This window comes from Caminibacter sp. (genome assembly GCF_053999135.1).
In genome coordinates this window covers 1-19612 of the sequence record NZ_JBMXVQ010000025.1, presented here as the reverse complement: position 1 = coordinate 19612, position 19612 = coordinate 1, and the positions used below count along the sequence as shown (strand labels likewise).

At 33.9% G+C, this 19612-nt stretch carries 33 protein-coding genes; all 33 read right to left on the bottom strand.

Annotated elements, in window-relative coordinates; genetic code table 11:
- Positions 1 to 207: 207 nt before the first annotated feature.
- Positions 208 to 426 (bottom strand): translation initiation factor IF-1, encoded by a 219-nt coding sequence (infA, locus tag ACXJH6_RS02240; RefSeq protein ID WP_456470144.1) that lies wholly within the window; start codon positions 424 to 426, stop codon positions 208 to 210.
- The gene (gene map / locus ACXJH6_RS02235; RefSeq protein WP_456470143.1) at positions 426 to 1184 is read right to left on the bottom strand and encodes a type I methionyl aminopeptidase; all 759 of its coding nucleotides are present in this window, start codon (positions 1182 to 1184) and stop codon (positions 426 to 428) included. The genes infA and map overlap by 1 nt, the downstream gene beginning before the upstream one ends.
- 36 nt (positions 1185 to 1220) lie before the next feature.
- Positions 1221 to 2480, bottom strand: a complete 1260-nt coding sequence (gene secY, locus ACXJH6_RS02230; RefSeq protein WP_456470142.1) for a preprotein translocase subunit SecY — start codon at positions 2478 to 2480, stop codon at positions 1221 to 1223.
- Positions 2481 to 2484: 4 nt separating this feature from the next.
- Complete coding sequence (gene rplO / locus ACXJH6_RS02225; protein WP_456470141.1) at positions 2485 to 2877, bottom strand: 50S ribosomal protein L15; 393 nt, start codon at positions 2875 to 2877, stop codon at positions 2485 to 2487.
- Between the two features lie 3 nt (positions 2878 to 2880).
- Complete coding sequence (gene rpsE / locus ACXJH6_RS02220) at positions 2881 to 3357, bottom strand: 30S ribosomal protein S5 (protein ID WP_456470140.1); 477 nt, start codon at positions 3355 to 3357, stop codon at positions 2881 to 2883.
- A 12-nt stretch (positions 3358 to 3369) separates the two neighbouring features.
- Positions 3370 to 3735 (bottom strand): 50S ribosomal protein L18, encoded by a 366-nt coding sequence (gene rplR, locus ACXJH6_RS02215; RefSeq protein WP_456470139.1) that lies wholly within the window; start codon positions 3733 to 3735, stop codon positions 3370 to 3372.
- A 9-nt stretch (positions 3736 to 3744) separates the two neighbouring features.
- Positions 3745 to 4281, bottom strand: a complete 537-nt coding sequence (rplF, locus tag ACXJH6_RS02210) for a 50S ribosomal protein L6 (RefSeq protein WP_456470138.1) — start codon at positions 4279 to 4281, stop codon at positions 3745 to 3747.
- A gap of 21 nt (positions 4282 to 4302) precedes the next feature.
- On the bottom strand, positions 4303 to 4698 hold the full coding sequence (rpsH, locus tag ACXJH6_RS02205) for a 30S ribosomal protein S8 (protein ID WP_456470137.1): 396 nt from the start codon (positions 4696 to 4698) through the stop codon (positions 4303 to 4305).
- A 12-nt stretch (positions 4699 to 4710) separates the two neighbouring features.
- Complete coding sequence (locus tag ACXJH6_RS02200; RefSeq protein WP_007475795.1) at positions 4711 to 4896, bottom strand: type Z 30S ribosomal protein S14; 186 nt, start codon at positions 4894 to 4896, stop codon at positions 4711 to 4713.
- A 1-nt stretch (position 4897) separates the two neighbouring features.
- On the bottom strand, positions 4898 to 5452 hold the full coding sequence (rplE, locus tag ACXJH6_RS02195; RefSeq protein WP_456470136.1) for a 50S ribosomal protein L5: 555 nt from the start codon (positions 5450 to 5452) through the stop codon (positions 4898 to 4900).
- A 4-nt stretch (positions 5453 to 5456) separates the two neighbouring features.
- Complete coding sequence (gene rplX / locus ACXJH6_RS02190; RefSeq protein ID WP_456470135.1) at positions 5457 to 5708, bottom strand: 50S ribosomal protein L24; 252 nt, start codon at positions 5706 to 5708, stop codon at positions 5457 to 5459.
- Complete coding sequence (gene rplN / locus ACXJH6_RS02185; protein ID WP_456470134.1) at positions 5708 to 6076, bottom strand: 50S ribosomal protein L14; 369 nt, start codon at positions 6074 to 6076, stop codon at positions 5708 to 5710. The genes rplX and rplN overlap by 1 nt, the downstream gene beginning before the upstream one ends.
- A 2-nt stretch (positions 6077 to 6078) precedes the next feature.
- The gene (rpsQ, locus tag ACXJH6_RS02180) at positions 6079 to 6324 is read right to left on the bottom strand and encodes a 30S ribosomal protein S17 (RefSeq protein WP_456470133.1); all 246 of its coding nucleotides are present in this window, start codon (positions 6322 to 6324) and stop codon (positions 6079 to 6081) included.
- The gene (gene rpmC, locus ACXJH6_RS02175; RefSeq protein ID WP_456470132.1) at positions 6324 to 6530 is read right to left on the bottom strand and encodes a 50S ribosomal protein L29; all 207 of its coding nucleotides are present in this window, start codon (positions 6528 to 6530) and stop codon (positions 6324 to 6326) included. The genes rpsQ and rpmC overlap by 1 nt, the downstream gene beginning before the upstream one ends.
- Positions 6517 to 6942, bottom strand: a complete 426-nt coding sequence (gene rplP / locus ACXJH6_RS02170) for a 50S ribosomal protein L16 (protein ID WP_456470131.1) — start codon at positions 6940 to 6942, stop codon at positions 6517 to 6519. The genes rpmC and rplP overlap by 14 nt, the downstream gene beginning before the upstream one ends.
- Positions 6920 to 7645 (bottom strand): 30S ribosomal protein S3, encoded by a 726-nt coding sequence (rpsC, locus tag ACXJH6_RS02165; RefSeq protein ID WP_456470130.1) that lies wholly within the window; start codon positions 7643 to 7645, stop codon positions 6920 to 6922. The genes rplP and rpsC overlap by 23 nt, the downstream gene beginning before the upstream one ends.
- A complete protein-coding gene (gene rplV / locus ACXJH6_RS02160; RefSeq protein WP_456470129.1) occupies positions 7645 to 7965 on the bottom strand; it encodes a 50S ribosomal protein L22 in 321 nt (106 codons plus the stop codon). The genes rpsC and rplV overlap by 1 nt, the downstream gene beginning before the upstream one ends.
- 9 nt (positions 7966 to 7974) lie before the next feature.
- Positions 7975 to 8256 (bottom strand): 30S ribosomal protein S19, encoded by a 282-nt coding sequence (gene rpsS, locus ACXJH6_RS02155; RefSeq protein ID WP_456470128.1) that lies wholly within the window; start codon positions 8254 to 8256, stop codon positions 7975 to 7977.
- Positions 8257 to 8265: 9 nt separating this feature from the next.
- The gene (gene rplB, locus ACXJH6_RS02150; RefSeq protein WP_456470127.1) at positions 8266 to 9090 is read right to left on the bottom strand and encodes a 50S ribosomal protein L2; all 825 of its coding nucleotides are present in this window, start codon (positions 9088 to 9090) and stop codon (positions 8266 to 8268) included.
- 9 nt (positions 9091 to 9099) lie between these two features.
- Positions 9100 to 9381, bottom strand: a complete 282-nt coding sequence (locus tag ACXJH6_RS02145; protein WP_456470126.1) for a 50S ribosomal protein L23 — start codon at positions 9379 to 9381, stop codon at positions 9100 to 9102.
- A gap of 3 nt (positions 9382 to 9384) precedes the next feature.
- Positions 9385 to 9972, bottom strand: a complete 588-nt coding sequence (gene rplD / locus ACXJH6_RS02140) for a 50S ribosomal protein L4 (protein WP_456470125.1) — start codon at positions 9970 to 9972, stop codon at positions 9385 to 9387.
- Positions 9969 to 10547 carry a 50S ribosomal protein L3 gene (rplC, locus tag ACXJH6_RS02135; protein ID WP_456470124.1) on the bottom strand — a complete coding sequence of 193 codons (579 nt, stop codon included), beginning with the start codon at positions 10545 to 10547 and terminating at the stop codon, positions 9969 to 9971. The genes rplD and rplC overlap by 4 nt, the downstream gene beginning before the upstream one ends.
- A gap of 10 nt (positions 10548 to 10557) precedes the next feature.
- Positions 10558 to 10866 carry a 30S ribosomal protein S10 gene (rpsJ, locus tag ACXJH6_RS02130; protein ID WP_007475550.1) on the bottom strand — a complete coding sequence of 103 codons (309 nt, stop codon included), beginning with the start codon at positions 10864 to 10866 and terminating at the stop codon, positions 10558 to 10560.
- Positions 10867 to 11001: 135 nt separating this feature from the next.
- Positions 11002 to 11664 (bottom strand): LOG family protein, encoded by a 663-nt coding sequence (locus tag ACXJH6_RS02125; RefSeq protein WP_456470123.1) that lies wholly within the window; start codon positions 11662 to 11664, stop codon positions 11002 to 11004.
- A gap of 47 nt (positions 11665 to 11711) precedes the next feature.
- Entirely contained in the window at positions 11712 to 12230 is a 519-nt protein-coding gene (locus tag ACXJH6_RS02120) for a hypothetical protein (RefSeq protein WP_456470122.1), read from the bottom strand.
- A gap of 9 nt (positions 12231 to 12239) precedes the next feature.
- Entirely contained in the window at positions 12240 to 13217 is a 978-nt protein-coding gene (locus ACXJH6_RS02115) for an IS1096 element passenger TnpR family protein (RefSeq protein WP_456470121.1), read from the bottom strand.
- A gap of 158 nt (positions 13218 to 13375) precedes the next feature.
- The gene (locus tag ACXJH6_RS02110; protein WP_456470120.1) at positions 13376 to 13597 is read right to left on the bottom strand and encodes a helix-turn-helix domain-containing protein; all 222 of its coding nucleotides are present in this window, start codon (positions 13595 to 13597) and stop codon (positions 13376 to 13378) included.
- Positions 13566 to 13814 (bottom strand): hypothetical protein, encoded by a 249-nt coding sequence (locus tag ACXJH6_RS02105; protein ID WP_456470119.1) that lies wholly within the window; start codon positions 13812 to 13814, stop codon positions 13566 to 13568. Before ACXJH6_RS02105 ends, ACXJH6_RS02110 begins: the two co-directional genes overlap by 32 nt.
- A 159-nt stretch (positions 13815 to 13973) precedes the next feature.
- Entirely contained in the window at positions 13974 to 15053 is a 1080-nt protein-coding gene (locus tag ACXJH6_RS02100) for an ABC transporter permease (RefSeq protein ID WP_456470118.1), read from the bottom strand.
- Positions 15050 to 16153 (bottom strand): ABC transporter permease, encoded by a 1104-nt coding sequence (locus ACXJH6_RS02095; RefSeq protein WP_456470117.1) that lies wholly within the window; start codon positions 16151 to 16153, stop codon positions 15050 to 15052. The genes ACXJH6_RS02100 and ACXJH6_RS02095 overlap by 4 nt, the downstream gene beginning before the upstream one ends.
- Positions 16150 to 17748 carry an ATP-binding cassette domain-containing protein gene (locus ACXJH6_RS02090; protein WP_456470116.1) on the bottom strand — a complete coding sequence of 533 codons (1599 nt, stop codon included), beginning with the start codon at positions 17746 to 17748 and terminating at the stop codon, positions 16150 to 16152. Before ACXJH6_RS02090 ends, ACXJH6_RS02095 begins: the two co-directional genes overlap by 4 nt.
- A gap of 91 nt (positions 17749 to 17839) precedes the next feature.
- On the bottom strand, positions 17840 to 18946 hold the full coding sequence (locus ACXJH6_RS02085) for an HlyD family secretion protein (RefSeq protein WP_456470115.1): 1107 nt from the start codon (positions 18944 to 18946) through the stop codon (positions 17840 to 17842).
- A partial coding sequence (locus ACXJH6_RS02080) for a TolC family protein (protein ID WP_456470114.1) occupies positions 18939 to 19612 on the bottom strand: 674 nt, incomplete at its 5' end. The genes ACXJH6_RS02080 and ACXJH6_RS02085, both read right to left, overlap by 8 nt.

Below are 19612 nucleotides of genomic sequence, written 5' to 3'. Positions count from 1 at the left end.
TATACCCTTATTGGGCTTTTTCATTATTTATTATCTATAATAACTCTTAGCCCCTCTTAGGTGTATAATACTTATATCTAAGTTCTCAATCATCTCGCACTCTTTTAAGTGCCCTTCCCGTTTTGGGATTGAAAGTATATTAAATTTCCTTCCTTATGTCAAGGAAATTTTATGAAAATTTTGGGAAAATTTTTAAAAAAAGAAAAATCACTTATATCTATAAGTAATTCTGCCTTTATCTAAACTGTAAGGATTAATTTCAACTTTAACTTTATCACCAGGAACTATTTTAATATAATTCATTCTGATTTTTCCACTGATATGACATAAAACTTCTTTATCAAGTCCGTCAAGCTTTACTTTAAACATTGCATTTGGAAGTGCTTCAGTTACTGTTCCATCAATTTCTAAAACGTCTTTTGCCATTATTTTTCCTCCGTTAAAATTTCTGCTTTATTATTAATTATAGCAATTTGGTGTTCGTAATGAACTCCTACTTCCATATCTTCACAATATACGTCCCATCCGTTATCAGCTAAAATAGGTTCTCCACATTTATGACAAAGCATAGGTTCAATACAGAACACATGTCCATTCTTTACTTTTTCACCTTGATTTGGTTTTCCTTCTACATAATTTAAAATCTGAGGTTCTTCATGGGGTTTTCTTCCTATACCATGACCGCTATATCCTTTTAAAGGCACATACCCATGGGATGTAATATAATCTTCCAAAAGTTTACTGATTTGTTTATACCTCATACCCGGCTTAATATTTTTAACCGCATGATAAATAGCATCTTTAGCTACTTTTATCATTTTTTCATACTCTTCTTTAATCTTTCCAACACCTACAGTAATAGCCGCATCTCCATACCAGCCATTCATTTCTACACCAATATCATAACCTACTATATCACCCTCTTTTAAAGGTTTATTTGTCGGAATCCCATGTATTACACATCCGTTAACTGAAATACATACACTATTTGGAAAATCATATAAACCCTTAAAAGCAGGTCTTCCTCCTCGACTTCTAATAAAATCTTCAGCCATTTTGTCAAGCTCTAAAGGAGTTATACCAGGCTTTGTATTTTCCCTTAATAATTTTAATGTTTCAGCCACAAGTCTAGCCGGTTTTTTTATTTCTTCAATCTCTTTTGGTTTTCTAATAGCTATTGCCATAAAATCACTCTCCTAACTTTAATAAAATAAAAGGGCTTAAAGCCCTGTAACGGATAAAGTATCGTATTTTTGCATAGTAAGCTGAGCCTGAATTCTTCTCATAGTATCAATTGCCACCTGAACCACGATAAGAACGGCTGTTCCACCAAAATAAAAATTAATACCCAATAATTTTACAAGTAACCATGGAAGCACAGTAATCAGTCCTAAATATAAAGACCCCCAAAAAGTTAATCTGCTTGCTACTTCATTTAAAAATTTAGCAGTCTGTTCACCAGGTCTTATTCCTGGAATAAAACCGCCCTGTTTTTTAAGATTTTCTGCGATTTCTTTAGCATTAAATACAATAGAAGCATAAAAATACGCAAAGAAAATTACTAGAAAAAATTCTATTATATGAAATAAATATCCATTTGGATTTAATAAATCCCTTATCTGAACCAAAACAGGATTGCTAACTCCGCTAAGTACAGTTAAAGGGAACATTAAAATCGCACTTGCAAAAATAGGAGGTATAACCCCACTTAAATTAAGTTTTATAGGAATATAATTCATAATTCTTTTAAATCTATTTTGCATTAGAACTTTTTTCTGATAAGAAACAGGAATACGTCTCTCGGCAAGTTCAACATAAATAATAAACGAAATAGTTCCTACCACAATAGCCAATATAAATATTAAACCTATAACGCTGAGTTCCCCAACGTCAACAAGATTTAAAGTTCCGACTATAGCGGATGGAATGGCACTTACTATACCTGCAAAAATAATCAAACTTATACCATTTCCTATACCTCTTTCGGTAATTTGCTCCCCTATCCATACAAGAAGCATAGTCCCGCCAAGCATAGAAAAAGCAGCTAAAATAATAAAAGTAGTGGTATCTATCATAACAGCACTCTCACCCATTTTCCCGGTCATAGAAGTAAGTCCCATAGCAATACCAATTGCCTGGATAAAAGCAATTGCAACCGTTGCGTATTTTATAATTTTCATATATTTTTGAAAACCTTGGGAATCTTTTTTAAGTTCTCCAAGTCCAGGAAATGTAGCGGCAAGAAGTTCCATAATAATAGAAGCAGTAATGTAAGGCATTACACCAAGTGCTATAATACTCATACGGCTCACAGCATTACCGCTGAACATATTAAGAAGTCCCAACGCATCGTTTTGATGTCCGGAAAAAAATTCTTTAATTACATCTATATTAACCCCTGGCACAGGTACATAAGCAAGAATTCTATAAATAAGAAGAAAGCCAAGGGTAATTAAGATTTTTTTAGCTATCGGATTCATACCCTTACTTTCCAGAAGTTGTAATATTAGCGTCTTTTATTTTATCTTTAAGTTCTTTAGCTTTAGTTCCGATAAGTTTTACTTTTTTAGACTTTATTTTTACGAATTTATTTAAGTTTTCAATTGTAATTTCTTCAAGTTCTAAAATTCCGCTGATTTTATCCACATTAATAGCCTGAGGCTTTTCTCTTTTACTAGTAAACCCAACTTTTGGTAATCTTCTTTGAAGTGGAGTTTGTCCACCTTCAAAACCTCTTTTTTGAGAATACCCTGTTCTACTTTTTTGACCTTTTTGCCCTCTTGTAGAAGTTTTACCGTAACCGCTAGCAGGTCCGCGACCTACTCTTTTTGTTTTATGTGTAGATCCGCATGCTGGTTTTAAATTTTCTAACGCCATGACTTAAGCCTTTTTACTTTTAATCATTTGTAGAGCTTTAATTGTTGCTCTAACAAGGTTGTGTGGTTCATTTGAACCAAGGGATTTAGATAAAATATCTTTAATACCGACAAGTTCAAGCACTGGTCTTACCGCACCACCGGCGATAAGTCCGGTACCTTCACTTGCAGGTTTTAATAAAATTTTTGATGCATTAAATTTAGCCTGAACGTCATGATTGATAGTATTTCCGTGAATACCTTCAATTTTAACAAGGTTTTTAAAAGCATCGTCAATTGCTTTTTTAATAGCATCAGGAACCTCTTTAGCTTTTCCAGTCCCTACTCCAACAATACCTTTTTTATTTCCAACAACTACTAAGGCGTTAAATCTGAATCTTCTACCACCTTTAACAACCTTAGTAATTCTACCGATATTAACAACTACTTCTTCAAATTCTTCTCTATTGTAATCTTTAATAACTTGTTGTTTTTTAGCCATTTGCCTTGTCCTTTATAGTTTTATACCATTTTCTCTTAGAGTATCTGCAAATGCTGCAACTACACCATGATATTTATAACCGTTTCTATCAAAAGCAACTTTTTCGATATTAGCGGCTTTTAATTTATCAGCAAAAATAGCAGCCGCTTTTTTTGCACCTTCAATATTTGAAGGAAGTTTTTCTTCAAGATGAGCGGTGTTTAAGAATGCAAGAGTATGACCAGCAACGTCATCAATAGCTTGAACTATAATATATCTGTTTGATTTATAAATAGTTACTCTTGGCATTTCAGCCGTTCCGCTGATTCTACCTCTAACTCTTCTTTTTCTTTTAAGTCTTCTTAAGTCTCTTTTTGCTAATGCTTTACTTCTTCTCATCTCTCACCCTTATTTTTTAGCTGTTTTACCAGCTTTTCTGATTATAACTTCATCAACATATTTAACACCTTTACCTTTATAAGGTTCAGGTTTTCTGAAGCTTCTGATTTCCGCTGCCACTTGTCCAACTTGTTGTTTATCACTTCCTTTTACGGTAATGATATTTTTTTCAACGGTAATAGTTATCCCCTCAGGGATTTGATATTCAATCGGATGAGAATATCCAAGTTGAAGTTCAAGAACATTACCTTTAACAGCTGCTCTATAACCAACCCCGTTGATTTCAAGTTTCTTTTCAAAACCTTTAGTAAGTCCGATAACCGCGTTATTTGCTAACGCTCTTACCGTTCCCCACATAGCTTTTGAGAATTTTTCTTCATTAACAGGTTCAAATGTTAAGGTATCACCTTCGATATTTACCTTAACAACACCTTTAGTGTCAATTTCTTTACAATCTTGGCCTTTACAAATAATTAATTTATTCCCTTCAAGCTTAGCTTCAAGGCCAGAAGCTAACTTTACGGGCTGCTTACCAATTCTACTCATTAAAGCTCTCCTTATTAATTTTTACCAAATACTACAAATAACTTCGCCGCCTACTTTTTGTCTGTAAGCTTCATCATTAGGCAACACGCCTTTATTTGTAGAAACAACCAACGTACCAAAACCATTTTTAAAGTTTTTAATATCTTGATAACCTTTATAAACCCTTCTTCCAGGCTTTGAAACTCTTTTTACTTCGTTAATTACTGAGTTTCCGTTTTCATCATATTTTAAAGTAACGTTAATAAATTTTTTATTTCCATCTTCGATAACTTTAAAAGTTTCAATATAACCTTTTTCTTCGAAAACTTTTAAAACATCTTCCATAAGTTTTGAGTGGTTTAATTTAGTAACCTCCAACCCTCTCATAGAAGCGTTTCTGATTCTTGTTAATCCATCTGCAATAATATCATTCATCATTGTGGCATCCTTTTACCAGCTTGCTTTTTTTACACCAGGGAGTAATCCCTCGTTTGCCATTTTTCTAAGGCAAATTCTACAAATACCAAAATCTCTATAAACAGAGTGAACCCTACCACAAATAGAGCATCTTGTATATGCCCTAACTTTAAATTTAGGTTTTCTTTTAGCTTTAGCAATCATACTTTTTTTTGCCATTTTACTTTCCTTTTGTAAATGGGAATCCGATAAGTTCAAGCATTCTTTCAGCCTGTTTATCGTCTTCAGTTGTCGTTGAAATATTAATATTCATACCGTGAACTTTAATAATATCGTCATAATCAACTTCTGTAAACACAAGTTGCTCATCAAGACCGAAGTTGAAATTACCTCTTCCGTCAAAACCGTTTCTGTTAACACCTTTAAAGTCTCTAACTCTCGGAAGAGCAATCGAAATTAGTTTTTGTAAGAAGTTCCACATCATATCGCCTCTAAGTGTAACTTTAACACCTACAGGCATACCTTCTCTTACTTTAAATCCCGCTACTGATTTTCTAGCAGGAGTAATAACGGCTTTTTGCCCAGTAATAATTGTTAATGTATCAGCTACGCTTTGAAGGAACTTTTTATCTCTGCTTCCCTCACCTACACCGGCACTAACAACGATTTTTTCAAGGTTAGGAATAAGCATCGGATTTTTAATATCGAATTCTTCAACAAGCTTAGGTCTAACTTCGTTATAGTATCTCTCTTTTACTTCAAATGTTCTAGCCATTGCCTTAACCTTCTACTTTTTTTACGTTAGAGATGTGAATAGGTTTTTCGATATATTCAAATCCACCTTTTGGGTTTTGTTCAGTTGGCTTAACAGCCTTTTTAACAATATTCACACCTTTAACTATAACTTTAGCTTCTTTAGGAATAACTTTTAAAACTTCACCGATTTTGCCTCTATCATCTCCAGCGATAACTTTTACGCTGTCGCCTTTTTTAATTTTGAATTTAGGAGGCTGATTTTTTCTAGCTGCCATTATAACACCTCCGGAGCAAGTGATGTAATTTTTTGGAAACCTTCATATCTAACTTCTCTAGCAATAGGTCCAAAAATACGAGTTCCAACAGGTTCTTTTTTAGCGTCAATAATTACCGCCGCATTATCATCAAATCTGATTAAAGAACCGTTTTCTCTTTGAAGTTCTTTTTTTGTTCTAACTACAACAGCTTTAACAACCTGACCTTTTTTAATTTTACCGTTTGGAAGGGCTTTTTTAACAGAAGCGACAATAATGTCACCAACTCTTGCGTATCTTCTTTTTGACCCTCCCAAAACTTTAATACACATAATTTCTTTAGCACCGCTGTTATCAGCGACTTTTAGTCTTGTAAATGGTTGAATCATTCTTATTCTCCTCTCTCAACAATTTCTTTAAGAACGAACGTTTTTCTTTTAGAAATTGGTCTATGCTCAATAGCAGTTACAATATCACCAACATTAGCAGCATTTTCTTCATCGTGAACTAGGTATTTTTTGAATTTTTTAACAATTTTATGATATTTAGGGTGTAAAACTTTTCTTTCAACTAAAACGTTGATAGTTTTATCACCCGTTTTTTTAATAACTTTTCCTTGAATAACTCTTTTAGGCATTAGTTACCCCTTTTCATTCTCATCGCAGTTTTAATTCTTGCGATGTCTTTTCTAATTTTTGAAACCAAAGATGTATCTTGTAGCTGCATAGTTTTAAGTTTCATTCTTGTTTCGAAAAGTTCCATTTTTTTATTTTTTAAAAGTTCTTGAAGCTCTGATTCACTTTTTTCAACAAGTTCCGCTACATTAAGTTTAGTATAGCTCATTTTCACTCTCCATAGTTACGATTTTTGTTTTAAAAGGTAATTTAGCAGCTGCAAGAGTTAATGCTCTAATAGCAGTGTTGTTATCAACACCTGTAATTTCAAAAATAATTCTTCCAGGTTGAATATTCATTACCCACTCTTCAACACTACCTTTACCTTTACCCATCCTAACACCGACAGGTTTTGCAGTTAAAGGTTTATCAGGAAATACTCTAATCCAGATTTTTCCAGTTCTTTTCATAGTTCTACTTAGAGCTACCCTTCCAGCTTCAATCTGTCTTGAATTAATTCTTCCAAGTTCAAGGGCTTTTAATCCGTACGTTCCAAATGCAAGGCTGTTTCCTCTATATGCCTTACCTCTATTTCTACCTTTTTGTTGTTTTCTGTACTTAGTTCTTTTTGGCATTAACATGTCTGCGTCCTTTTCTTCTTCTTTGAGGTCTTCTCTCCTCTGTTGAAGATTCTACTGGTTGTTGACCTTTTCTTTGAAGAACCTCACCTTTGAATATCCAAACTTTTACTCCGATAATTCCATAAGTTGTTAAAGCTTCTGCAAATCCGTAGTCAATTTTAGCTCTTAATGTATGTAGAGGAACTCTACCCTCAAGATACCATTCAGTTCTAGCCATTTCGGCTCCGTTAAGTCTTCCTGAAACTTGAACTTTAATACCTTTTGCTCCGGCTTTTAGAGCGTTTTGAATAACTTTTTTCATAGCTCTTCTAAACGCTACCCTTCTTTCAATCTGAGTGGCAACGTTTTCAGCCGCAAGCTGAGCACTAAGCTGAGGCTTTCTTTCTTCTTTAATATTAAGAATAAGTTCTTTATCGCCAATTAATTTTTGAAGTTCTTTTTTAAGAGCCTCAACTTCGCTACCGCCTTTACCGATAATAATTCCAGGTTTTGCAGCAAAAATCGTAATTCTAACTTTTTTTGGCGTTCTTTCGATAATAATATCGCTAACACCTGCATAATAAAGTTTTTTCTTTAAAAATTTTCTAAGCTCGTAATCGTTTAATACGTTTTCAGGCATAGTGTTATAGTTAATAAACCATCTACTTCTCCAGTTTCTGTTAATACCAAGTCTTAGTCCGATTGGATTTGTTTTTTGACCCATTAGCTTTCCTTTTCAACTTCTACGTAAATATGAGCTGTAGGTTTTTGAATTCTACTTGCCATACCTCTTGCTCTTGGTCTAAATCTTTTAAGATATGGACCTCTATCAACTGTACATTTTTTTACTACAACCTCATTTGCATCAAAACCGCCGTTTGCTACAGCACTTGCAAGAACTTTTGCAATAACTCTAGCCGCTTTATTTGGCATAAATTCCAATTTCGCAAGTGCTTCTTCTGCGTTCATTCCCTGAATTTCTCTAGCAATCAGTCTGGCTTTAGTTGGTGAAAGTCTGATAAATTTTAATACTGCTTTACTCATCACCTATCCTTACTTACCTATTTTCTTTTGAACAGAACCTTTATGTCCTCTAAAAGTTCTAGTCGGTGCAAATTCACCAAGTTTAAATCCAACGTGTCTTTCCGTAATATAAACGGGAACAAAATCTCTTCCGTTATGAACATTAATTGTCAAACCTATCATTTCAGGAGTAATAGTACTTCTTCTTGACCAAGTTTTAATAGGTTTTGGATTTTTTTCTTCTTTTGCTTTAAGTACTTTTTTCATTAAATGGTCATCTACAAAAGGACCTTTTTTTAAACTTCTAGCCATGAGCTATCCTTATTTCTTTCTTCTTGAAATTATATATTTATCGCTTGGTTTTTTCTTACGAGTTTTATAACCTTTAGTAGGCATTCCCCAAGGCGTAACAGGATGGTTACCTTTACTTCTACCTTCACCCCCACCGTGTGGATGGTCGATTGGGTTCATTGCAATACCTCTTGTTTGAGGTCTGATTCCAAGCCATCTGCTTCTTCCGGCTTTACCGATTGTAATATTTTGATAATCAGCATTTCCTACAGTACCGATTGTAGCCATACATTCACCAAGAATCTTTCTCATTTCACCACTTGGAAGTCTAAGAATTACGTATTTTCCCTCACGTCCCATAATTTGGCAGCTGTTTCCGGCACTTCTTGCGATTTGTCCGCCTTTTCCAGGCTTCATTTCAACATTGTGAACAACAGTACCAACAGGAATATTTTTAAGTTTCATCGCATTCCCAGGTAAAATATCAAGACCGGCTTCCGCCGCCATTACCGTATCGCCGACTTTAAGACCTTCCGGTTGGATAATGTATCTTTTGTCACCATCAGCATAGCTGATTAGACAAATTCTACAGTTTCTGTAAGGATCATATTCGATAGTCATAACTTTACCAGGAACACCGAATTTATTTCTTTTAAAATCGATAATTCTATAAAGTTTTTTATGTCCGGCTTCTCTGTGGCGAGAAGTAATTCTACCTTGATTGTTTCTTCCCGCTTTTGCCGGAAGTTTGATTAATAATTTTTTAACCGTCGGTTTTGAAGTAATATCACTGTTATCAAGTGTACTCATAAATCTTCTTGACGGTGTATATGGTTTATATGTTTTTACTGCCATCTTCTATCCTTATACACTTAGGCTTTCAAGTTTTGCATCTTCAGGTAATTTAACATAGAATTTTTTATAATCAGGTCTTTTACCTTCGATTCCTCTAAATCTTTTCACTTTTCCTTTTTGTCTAAGTGAATTTACCTTAACAGGTGTAACACCGAAATACTCTTTAAAAATCTGTTTAAGTTGATTTTTAGTAACTTTTGGTGACGTTTGAACTACTAAAACGCCTTGCTCTTGTAAATTAAGAGCTTTTTCCGTATAAACGATTGATTTAATATCTGTAATATCCGCCATAGCTTAGCCCTTTATAACTTTATCAAATGCAGCTTCATCAAAAATAATGCTTTTGAATACGCTTGCATAATATGCGTTTAATTCTTCCGGTGTAATAATATATACGTTTGGAATATTTCTAAATGCTAAAAATGTTTTTTCATCCATTTCGTCAACAACAATTAAATAATCTCTTTCATTAAAGTTATTTAACCATTTTTGAGCATCTTTAGTTTTTCCGGATTCAATTTTAATTCCAGGTACAACATATAATTTTTCATTTTCAGCTTTTTCGTTAAGTGCGTATTTAAGCGCAACTCTTTTTTGTTTTTTATTAAGTTTTTGTGACCAGTCTCTTTCGTTTCTTGGTCCATGAGCCACACCACCACCAACAAAATGAGGCGCTCTGATTGAACCTTGTCTAGCTCTTCCTAAACCTTTTTGTCTAAATGGTTTTTTTCCACCACCGCTAACTTCACCTCTTGTTTTAGTATGAGCCGTTCCCGCTCTTTGATTAGCCAAATAAGCTTTCACATAAAGGTAAAGGTTATGCGGATTTATGTTTTGAAAGTCTTCAGGTAACTGATTAATTTTTTTAATTTCTACGCTCATTTCACAATCCTTACTTTTCCAAAACTTCCGTTTGCTCCCGGAACGCTTCCTTTAATTACTAAAACACCCATTTCAGGGTCAAATTCTACTACTTCAGCGTTAACTGTTACGTTTTTGTTTCCATAATGCCCCGGCATTTTTTTACCAGGCATAACTCTCCCTGGGAATTCACAGTTACCAATTGACCCAGGCGCTCTGTGAAATCTTGAACCATGGCTTCCAGGTCCTCCGCCAAATCCATATCTTTTTACAACACCTTGAAAACCTCTACCTTTGCTTTTAAAAGTAAGTTTTACTTTTTTTGCTTCTTTTAGAGGCTCAAGAGACAAATCTCCAGCTTCAGTGTTAGCTACCGCTAATTCTACGAATCTGTTAAATTCTTTACTTAGCCCGTATTTTTTTTGCATACCTTCAATAGGCTTAGTTACTTTTTTACCTTTAGGATAAGCAACCAATGCTTTTCCGTCTTCTTTAACTTCGCAAACTTTTGCAGGTACTATTTTTAATAACGTAACAGGGATACTTTTCTCTCCTACTGTTCTACTCATTCCGATTTTTTCAACTATAAATTCCATTCAATTCTCCTTAACTTAATGCCCTAACTTCTACATCAACCTCTGGTGCCAACTCTAGCTTCATAAGTTGGTCAACAGTATCAGGTGACGCATTAACAACATCAATAAGTCTTCTGTGAATTCTGATTTCAAATTGTTCTCTTGAATCTTTATTGATGTGAGGTGATCTTAAAACTGTATATCTTCTGATTTTAGTAGGTAGAGGAATTGGTCCCTTTACTTCCGCACCAGTTCTTTTAATAGCATCTGTAATAATAGAAACCGCTTTATCAAGCACTCTGTGGTCATATGCTTGTAATTTGATTCTGATTTTTTCCATTTTCTTCCTTTTTAAAGATCTCGTGGTTTGCCACGCTGTTTGGAGTTGAAATTATAAGGGATTTTTAAGTTTTAATCAAGAGAAAACAGAGGGATTTTTTCCTTATTATAAGGAAAAAGAAAAGAATAACACAATCTAAGAATGCTTGATTTTCGGGTGAAATGCATTTTTATTTATATATTCCACAGCCTCATCCACATCATCAGTTACAATAAAAAGTTTTTTATCCCCTTCATCAATATAACCGTATTCAAGCATCGTGTCGAAAAACTTCAAAAGCGGCTTATAAAATTCACTTCCGAAAAACACAACCGGGATTTTACTCATTTTTTTTGTCTGTATTAAAACCAAAACTTCGCTTAATTCATCGAGCGTTCCAAAACCTCCGGGCATCATAACGGTTCCAACACTGTATTTTAAAAATGTAACCTTTCTAGTGAAAAAATATCTAAATTTAAGAGGAATTTTTACATACGGATTTATATGTTGTTCGTGAGGAAGCTCAATATTAAGACCTATACTGATTTTTGCGCCTTTATTGGCAGCTTCCATAATCCCAGGACCTCCGCCGGTAAGTATGGCAAAACCTTTTTCACTGAGTTTTTTTGATATTTCGGTTGCTTTTTCATAATAAAAACTCCCAGGCCTTTCTCTTGCACTCCCGAAAATCGAAATTGCAGGAGGAATATCCTCTAGCTCTTCAAATGCATCTGTAAAGTCACTAAGCACCCTAAACATTCTCCACATATCTTTTGTCAAATCTCTATTGTCTAAAAACTCTTTTTGTATGTCTTTCATTTTTATCCTTCTACAAAATAAGATTAAATTTGAGCGGGGAAGCGAATTTAACTGTTTTTTTCTTTTTCAAGTTGTAAATAGATACATTCAAAAAGTTCATTTGCATCAAATTTTTCTAATAAATAAGCCACCCTTTCTTTAAATTCACTAAAATCAATATATTTACACACTTTTTCAATCTGCTCTTTAAGCCATATCTTAACCCAATATTCATACGAATAATCAAAATGTAAGCTGCTGATATTATAATCGTCTATAATGTAAAACCCCAACAACAAATTTATTAAACCGCTTACATCATACTCTTTTATTTTAATATCTATTTCCGTTTCAAAAATATCCAAAGAAATCTTTACTATTTCATATTCGTCAAAATTATCATAATCATCTATAAAATAATCAATATCCATACCGTAAATTAAGCTTTTTATTTCCCTTGCTGTCAATTTTACTTTGTTTTCTATGCTTAAGTTTTTTTTAACAAACTCCAAATACTCTTTTTTAATATCTTCTCTTTCTAAAAGTTTATCGAAAAAAGCCCTTTTTATACTTTCAATATCCGCCACTTTTTACCTTTACACTAAATCCTCAAAATCCTCTTTATATTTTAAATAATTTTTTTCAAACCATTCATCAATTTCCACAGTATAATATCCGCCTTTGTTAAACTTATTGTCAAATTCTTGAAAACTCATGCCTTCTTTAATAGCCAAAATAAAATATCTAACTCCCGGATTGTCATTAGGATTCATTTCCAGTAATTTTTTAAATAAATTTAACGATTCATCAGTTCTTTCCATTTTCCACAGGTAAATTCCGTAATTAACCAGCAACCTTATAATCGGTCTGTTTTCCATCCATCCCCATTCCATCACATCAGGCCACTCGCCAAACTCATCAATAAACATTTTATCAATCTTTTTATACCCCTTTTCCAATAATTTATACGCCTCTTTTATTTCACCCTTTTGCAGTAAAAGAAAATATAAATCCAAATAAACCTCAAAACATTTCGGATTTCTTTTTATAAAATTTTTCAGTTTTTTTTCCGCTTCATCAACAGGTAACGTTTCCAATTTGTCTGAAAGGCTTTGATACTTAATACATTTTGAATTATCAAATACAAATTCCATTGAATACTGCTTAAAAGGCTTTCCTTTTCTTTTTATAACTTTTGCTTCTTTTAAATCCATATCGACTTTCTTTTTAAAATCAATTATAAAATGCCACATATCCCCATAATCAAAAATCATCGTCATCCGCTGTTTTTCTTCTTTAAACACATCTTTTATTAAAGTGTTTTTTACCCCTTTACAATTGCTTTCCATTTCTTCATCGGCAAAAAGTTCATAACAGTTTTTTGATTCCCTTATTTTTTTCCAGTTATCATAAAATCCAAAAGCATGGTCGTTTTCAAAATCAAAACTTTTTAATATTACATCAGCAAAATCCTCTAACGTGTAATCTGCCGGTACCAATATCTCAACTGTTGGCATTCCCCTTAATTTCGGAAAATCAAAATATCCGTTTTGAATTACTCTAAACTGATACATTTCCCTTCCTTTTTTCTAATTTTATTACCAAATTATACCAATTCTAAAAATAAACAGAGCATTTCTTTAAGAAAAGACAGGGAAAAGATGGAAAAAAAGTTAAGTTGGATTTTTATTAGATTTGAGTATTAGCAGTTTCAGTTAAAAAGTAAGACCCCTTATCTTTTCACAAAAGGATTTTTAGGTTTTATATCAAGCGTATAGCCTAGCACTCCGAGTATTCTATCAAGAGTGGCAATACTGATTTTTGTTAAATTCCCGTTTTCAAGTTTTGAGAGTGTCGCTCTTGAAATTCCCGATTTTTTTGCTAATTCTTCCTGTGAGATTTTTTTTTCTTTTCTTAATGTTTTAATTTTTTCGCCAAGTTCGAATAATATCATCCGTTATCTCCTTGTTTTGCCAGCTATCAAGCATTCTTTTACCGATAATCTCAAAATACGGAATAAAATCATATTCGGTTATATAAAATTTTTGAGTATTCGGAAGCGAAAGAGAAATGGAACTACTTAAATCAAAGTTTTTATATTCTAAAATATATCTTTTATTTTCAGCCTGAAGTGTTGCTATAAATTTATCATGATGAAAAATATCAATCATTGCTTACCTTTGTATAAATCACTTTACAAGTATATATAAAAAATGCAAAATGTAAAGCAATTTATACAATAAAGAATTTAAAACATAAAAACTTATGTATAAGTTTTTAAAATTGTTATGATTTTTTACTGTCCATTTTTCATTTTACATTTTTATCCTTTAGAACAGTTTTCCCATTCTTCTGTATCCCAAATAAAACAAAACCGCACCTATTACAATCTCTCCGGTAAAATAAGGCAGTAAATCTATAAATTCAGTTCCCCTGAAAAATATGGACTGGGCACCTTCTATGTAATATTTAACTGGTGAGATTATACTTAGTTTTTGAAGCCAAGGCGCCATTGAATGAATCGGCGTCCATGCCCCGCTTAAAAACAAAAGCGGCATAATAACCAAAACGGTATATTGGGAAACTTCAAGGACGCTGTTTGAATAGGCGGCGATTACAAGGGCAATTCCTCCCATAGCCATTATAAAGAAAAACGTTAAAAGGAAAAAATAAAACAGATTTCCGTTTATCGGCACCCCGAACACCCCAAACAGTATAAGCCCTATTCCCATTACAAGGCCTACCGTTATTATAAAAATCTGCGAAAAAATTTTAGCAAACATAATCAACGCACCGTTTGCCGGCATCAAAAGCATAATATCCCATGTCCCGGCTTCTTTTTCCCTTACGAACACAACCGCTATTAAAACAAGGCTTAACATCGTCACTACGCTTAAAAGTTCGCTCAGACTCATAAACCATTTTGAATTTGAGTTTGGATTAAAAAGTTTATAAATTTTTACATCCACAGGCATTTTACCGTCAATCATGGAATATATCGTCTGTGTTAAATACTGAACGGACACTTCTGCCTGAGCTGCCGCGGTGGAATCTATAATTACATTAAGCTGGGCTTCTTTTTTTCTAATAAAGTTTTTTTCAAAATCCTTATCAAAAACAATCCCGACCATTATCTCTTTGTTAAACACCGCTTCTTTAAGCTCTTCTTCATTTAAAAACCTTTTCGGTTTTTTAAATTCGGGAGCGTGCAGATGGGCTAAAATCTTCTGCGGCAAAAGCTCTCCCGAATAGTTAACATACCCTACGGTTACGTTTCTAGGCTTTACCTCAATTCCCTGTCCCGCTATATAAATATCAAACGTAAAAGCGTAAATCAGTATAAAAACAAGCATTACGTTTCTTAGAAACACAAGAATCTCTTTTTTAAAAACGGCTAAAAATTTTTTCATTTAAGCTCCTTTTTTAAAAGCAGCGAACCGATAAAGAGTAAAGCGGCGGCATAAAAAATCAAAATAAAAAAGTATTCCACATTTTTTGGCGAATTAAATCCCTGAGCTATTAAAAAAGAATCATACAAAAGATGATTGTAATACATTACAGGAAAGAGATGCGCTTCTATATAACTCTCCCCTGTCATCGAAGAAATTGGCATAATAATACCGGAATACAAAAACCCGGGGATTACCGTAATAAGCACCGTTAAAACAAGGGCTGTCACCTGACGCGATGTAATAATGGATACCAACAGCCCTATACCGATACTGATAACAATATATATTTCACTTGCCAAAAAATAAAGCAGAAAACTTCCCTTAAAGGGAACTTTAAAGATATAAACGGCTATTAAAAAGAGAATAAACGTATTAAAAGAATATAAAACAAAAGGCGGGGTCAGTTTTGCTATTAAAAACTCTATTTTTGAAACGGGGGATGAATAGAAATTAAAAATAGTTCCGATTTCCTTTTCTTTTACAATTAAAAGCGCTGCCAATATTGCCGGGGCTATAAGCATAGTAAGCCCGATAAGTCCGGGAACTATCCCGTTTTCATCGCGCATGGATTCGTTAAAAAAATTTCTCTGATTTATCTTAAAAGGCACCTTAACGCCGTTTTTTTCAAGCTGATTTAAAAACACCCCCTGAACGTATCCTTCAAGAGTCGTGGCCCTAAGAGGAAAACTTCCGTCGATATATACGGCAACCTCGGAATCGCGGGAGTGCATCAGATTTTTTTCAAAATTATGGGGGATTATTATAAACAAATCGGCTTTGTTCTGCTTTATAAGCCTTAAAGCCTCATTATCGGTAATATTTAATACCTTTGTATCAAAATATTTTGTGGTGCTGAACGCCCTTATGATTTCCTGAGACATTTTTGTATTGTCCCTGTCGATTATCACCGTTCTTGAATGCGTAACCTCCATTCTGATACCGTATCCGAATAATATAATAACCATCACAGGGATTAAATATACCATTACAATCATTTTAGAGCGCCACAAATCTATAAACTCTTTTTTTAAATACGCTTTTACCACCCCTAGTTTCATTTGTTCTCCTCATAATATTTGATAAAAATCTCTTCAAAAGAGAGTCCCGGGAATTTTTCATGAAGTTTTTTAACTTCTTCATCCACAATTTTTTTACCTCTTTTTAACACCACAACCCTGTCGCAGTATTCCGCTTCACTCATATAATGGGTGGTAATGAGAATTGATATTTTCCATTTTTCTTTAATTTCCCTTAAAAACCTCCAAAAAGTAGCCCTTGCTATCGTATCCACCCCGCTTGTAGGCTCATCCAAAAACAATACCACAGGTTCGTGTAAAAGGGCGACTGAAAGTGAAAACCTCTGGTTTATCCCAAGAGGCAGGTCTTTTGGAAAATCGTTTAAATATTTTTTAAATCCGAAAAGCGTTGAAAAGTATTCGATTTTTTCTTTTGTTTCTTTAGGACTTAAATCATGCATTTTGGCAAAATACTCCATATTTTCTTTAATGGTCATCTCTTCATATAAAGCAAACCTCTGAGACATATAGCCTATTTTGCTTTTAAGCTCAAGTCTGTCTTCATAAGATTTTATTCTTTTTCCAAGCAGATACAATTCCCCCTCATCAATCGGATAAAGTCCAAGAAGCATTTTAATAAAGGTGGTTTTCCCAGCTCCATTTGCCCCAAGAAGTCCTAAAATCTCTCCGCTTTTTAGCTCTAAATCTATATGGTCGTCCGCTACAAAATTTCCGAATTTTTTGGTAAGTCCTACCGCTTTTACTACAACTTCAGGAAGTTTAACATCTTTTTCTTCCAAGTTTATTTTCAAGTTTTTTTTGCCTTTTTTAAGCGCATTTACAAAAAATACACCTTCAAGCAAAGGAGGGGCTTTTTTTAAATTAAGAGGCTTTAAACAGTATGTTCTGTTATTAAAACTAAAGCACTCTTCACTTTCAATTTCTCCTTCATACGTATAATCTTTTATACTCTCTTTAAGCTCCTCGGCATTTCCTTTTGCTATAACTTCACCCTCATCAAACAAAAGCAGTTTATCCATCTTTTCGGCTTCTTGCATGTAGGCTGTGGAAATAAGCGCGATTATCCCTTCTTTCTTTCTAACCCCGTCAACTATATCCCAAAGCTCTCTTCTGCTTATCGGGTCAACCCCTGTTGTCGGTTCGTCTAAAATTAAAAGTTTAGGGCGTGGAAGAAGTGCTAATATGAGTGAAAGTTTCTGTCTCATTCCACCGCTTAGATGTCCGGCAAGTCTGTCCTGAAACTCATAAAGACCTGCCATTTTTAAAAGGCGTGTTTCATATTCTATGTCTCTTTTGACTTCTCTGATGTTTCTAAAAAATTCAAAATGCTCTTTTACACTTAAATTATCATACAAAACAAGCCCAAGTCCTTGAGGCATAAGTGAAAGATAAGGTTTTATTTTTTCGGCTTCTTTCGGGGAATGATAGGCATACCCGTTAAATATAATCTCCCCTTCAAATCTTTTAACCCCGGCAATTGCATGCATTGTCGAGCTTTTCCCTGAACCGTCCGCTCCTATAAAACCTATAATCTCACCGCTGTCGGCTTTAAAACTTACATTCCTAACACCTACAACATTTCCATATTTTACCGTAACGTTTTTTACTTCAAGCATGGCTGTGTATTGGTTATTGGTTTATTGGTATATTTGTTATTAGTATATTGATTATTTAATTTTCCATTTTTCATTTTTCATTTTCCATTTATTAAAGTTCCGGTAATTCGTCAAGAGATTTTGGCAAACTTCCGTTTCCTATCAAAATAACTCCCGTTGCGGGAAGCCCTAATTTAAGATAAGGATTCGGCTCGGTTGGTTTTAATCTGACTTCATACACTCTTGTAACCCTGTCACTCTTAACGGCAACCTCTTTTGGAGTAAATTCGGCTTTTTTGGCAATTCTGCTAACTATTGCCGGAATCGGGTCATTTGGGAAAGAATCGAGGAAAATTTCTGCTTTGTCTCCAAGTTTTATTCTTCCGTTTGTAATCTCATCAACAAATACAACCACATAAAGTTCTTTTGGATTAATTAAGGAAGCAACCGGCATTCCGGCTCCTAAAACTTCGCCTTTTTGTGCAATTTTGGTATCCACGTATCCGTTAACAGGGGATTTAATTGTGAGTTTGTCAATAATTGTCTGAACTTCATCCCTTTGAGCTTTAAGGGCATTTATTGCGTTTTTAAGCGCTTTTATGTTTTCTTTTGCGGCAATTGCCGTGTGTAAGTCGTCTTTTGCGATTTTTATAGCAATTAAAAGAGCTTCTTTTTGTTCATTCAAAGCTTTTAGTTTTTTTAAGTCTGTTCTTGTTTTAAGTCTTGCCATTTCAAGCTGATGAGGCTCCACCTGTTTTTTAGTAACTAAATTTTTTATTCTTTTTTCATCTTTTTTATCCTGGGCGATTACAAGTTTAAGTGATTCAATCTGGGCTGTTAGGGCGTTTAGCTCTTTTTGTTTTGCCGCAACTCCTTTTTTAGCTTTTTTAATGGTGTCGTTTATTTTAACCGTTGTGAAATTAAGCTCGTTTTCTTTTGCCTTTATCTGATTTTCAATAGCTTTTAGTTTATCCTGATATTCTTTGGAATCCAAAACGGCTATAACTTCACCTTTTTTAACCTCATCTCCCATATCAACATCGATTTTGACAACCCTCCCGGGATACTTGGTATTTACGTTTATCAAATCCCCGTCAACCTTACCGATAGCCTGCACTAGATATGGCGGCAGTTCTTTTGGGTTTAGTTTCAAGTATATCAAAACTGCGGCAGCCGCCGTAAGAGCCACTATTATTCCTATTACAATTTTTCTATTCATCATATCCTCCGTTAAGTTTAAGTTTTACATTCAAAAAGAAAATCTGCGCTTTTATAGCCTCTTTTTTTGCCCTGGCTTCGGCAAGTTTGGCAATAGCGTCGTTTAAATCGCTGCTGTCTTCTAGTCCCTCTTCAAATTTCGCTCTTATATATTCATAATAACTCTCCCTTGCCTCAACTTCTTCTTTTGCAGCTTTAAGCCTATAAAAAAGAGCTTTTAGAGTATCTAAGTCGTTTTGATAATTTGTTTTAACCTGATTTAAATAATCTTTATAATAAATCATATATGTGCTTTTAGCGAGTTTTGCCATTTGTAAAGTCGCCTTTTTTTCTCCTGCGTCAAACAGATTGTATTTAACGCCTAAAGCTATATATGATTTGTCGATATTTTGGTAATCGTTATCGCTTAATACCATATTGTCGGCTTCTCTTTTAATCCCGGCCTCAACGCCTATTTGGGGATAGTATTTTGATTTTGCAAGTTTTATGTCTTTATCTTTTATTTTCAGCGTCTCTTTTATGGCTTTAATGTCGGGTCTGTTTTCAAATTTCGGAGGCAGGTTGTATTTTTGTACGGATATTGCGTCGATTTTTGATACCTTTTTGTTTATAAGATAGCTTAGGAGATTTAAAAGCGAAGACTTTTGAGCCTTAGTCTCTTTAATTA

Coding starts and splice junctions, on each gene's coding strand:
- infA (WP_456470144.1), bottom strand. CDS start 426: ATGGCAAAAGACGTTTTAGAAATTGATGGAACAGTAACTGAAGCACTT.
- map (WP_456470143.1), bottom strand. CDS start 1,184: ATGGCAATAGCTATTAGAAAACCAAAAGAGATTGAAGAAATAAAAAAA.
- secY (WP_456470142.1), bottom strand. CDS start 2,480: ATGAATCCGATAGCTAAAAAAATCTTAATTACCCTTGGCTTTCTTCTT.
- rplO (WP_456470141.1), bottom strand. CDS start 2,877: ATGGCGTTAGAAAATTTAAAACCAGCATGCGGATCTACACATAAAACA.
- rpsE (WP_456470140.1), bottom strand. CDS start 3,357: ATGGCTAAAAAACAACAAGTTATTAAAGATTACAATAGAGAAGAATTT.
- rplR (WP_456470139.1), bottom strand. CDS start 3,735: ATGAGAAGAAGTAAAGCATTAGCAAAAAGAGACTTAAGAAGACTTAAA.
- rplF (WP_456470138.1), bottom strand. CDS start 4,281: ATGAGTAGAATTGGTAAGCAGCCCGTAAAGTTAGCTTCTGGCCTTGAA.
- rpsH (WP_456470137.1), bottom strand. CDS start 4,698: ATGATGAATGATATTATTGCAGATGGATTAACAAGAATCAGAAACGCT.
- ACXJH6_RS02200 (WP_007475795.1), bottom strand. CDS start 4,896: ATGGCAAAAAAAAGTATGATTGCTAAAGCTAAAAGAAAACCTAAATTT.
- rplE (WP_456470136.1), bottom strand. CDS start 5,452: ATGGCTAGAACATTTGAAGTAAAAGAGAGATACTATAACGAAGTTAGA.
- rplX (WP_456470135.1), bottom strand. CDS start 5,708: ATGGCAGCTAGAAAAAATCAGCCTCCTAAATTCAAAATTAAAAAAGGC.
- rplN (WP_456470134.1), bottom strand. CDS start 6,076: ATGATTCAACCATTTACAAGACTAAAAGTCGCTGATAACAGCGGTGCT.
- rpsQ (WP_456470133.1), bottom strand. CDS start 6,324: ATGCCTAAAAGAGTTATTCAAGGAAAAGTTATTAAAAAAACGGGTGAT.
- rpmC (WP_456470132.1), bottom strand. CDS start 6,530: ATGAGCTATACTAAACTTAATGTAGCGGAACTTGTTGAAAAAAGTGAA.
- rplP (WP_456470131.1), bottom strand. CDS start 6,942: ATGTTAATGCCAAAAAGAACTAAGTACAGAAAACAACAAAAAGGTAGA.
- rpsC (WP_456470130.1), bottom strand. CDS start 7,645: ATGGGTCAAAAAACAAATCCAATCGGACTAAGACTTGGTATTAACAGA.
- rplV (WP_456470129.1), bottom strand. CDS start 7,965: ATGAGTAAAGCAGTATTAAAATTTATCAGACTTTCACCAACTAAAGCC.
- rpsS (WP_456470128.1), bottom strand. CDS start 8,256: ATGGCTAGAAGTTTAAAAAAAGGTCCTTTTGTAGATGACCATTTAATG.
- rplB (WP_456470127.1), bottom strand. CDS start 9,090: ATGGCAGTAAAAACATATAAACCATATACACCGTCAAGAAGATTTATG.
- ACXJH6_RS02145 (WP_456470126.1), bottom strand. CDS start 9,381: ATGGCGGATATTACAGATATTAAATCAATCGTTTATACGGAAAAAGCT.
- rplD (WP_456470125.1), bottom strand. CDS start 9,972: ATGAGCGTAGAAATTAAAAAAATTAATCAGTTACCTGAAGACTTTCAA.
- rplC (WP_456470124.1), bottom strand. CDS start 10,547: ATGGAATTTATAGTTGAAAAAATCGGAATGAGTAGAACAGTAGGAGAG.
- rpsJ (WP_007475550.1), bottom strand. CDS start 10,866: ATGGAAAAAATCAGAATCAAATTACAAGCATATGACCACAGAGTGCTT.
- ACXJH6_RS02125 (WP_456470123.1), bottom strand. CDS start 11,664: ATGAAAGACATACAAAAAGAGTTTTTAGACAATAGAGATTTGACAAAA.
- ACXJH6_RS02115 (WP_456470121.1), bottom strand. CDS start 13,217: ATGTATCAGTTTAGAGTAATTCAAAACGGATATTTTGATTTTCCGAAA.
- ACXJH6_RS02110 (WP_456470120.1), bottom strand. CDS start 13,597: ATGATATTATTCGAACTTGGCGAAAAAATTAAAACATTAAGAAAAGAA.
- ACXJH6_RS02105 (WP_456470119.1), bottom strand. CDS start 13,814: ATGATTGATATTTTTCATCATGATAAATTTATAGCAACACTTCAGGCT.
- ACXJH6_RS02100 (WP_456470118.1), bottom strand. CDS start 15,053: ATGAAAAAATTTTTAGCCGTTTTTAAAAAAGAGATTCTTGTGTTTCTA.
- ACXJH6_RS02095 (WP_456470117.1), bottom strand. CDS start 16,153: ATGAAACTAGGGGTGGTAAAAGCGTATTTAAAAAAAGAGTTTATAGAT.
- ACXJH6_RS02090 (WP_456470116.1), bottom strand. CDS start 17,748: ATGCTTGAAGTAAAAAACGTTACGGTAAAATATGGAAATGTTGTAGGT.
- ACXJH6_RS02085 (WP_456470115.1), bottom strand. CDS start 18,946: ATGAATAGAAAAATTGTAATAGGAATAATAGTGGCTCTTACGGCGGCT.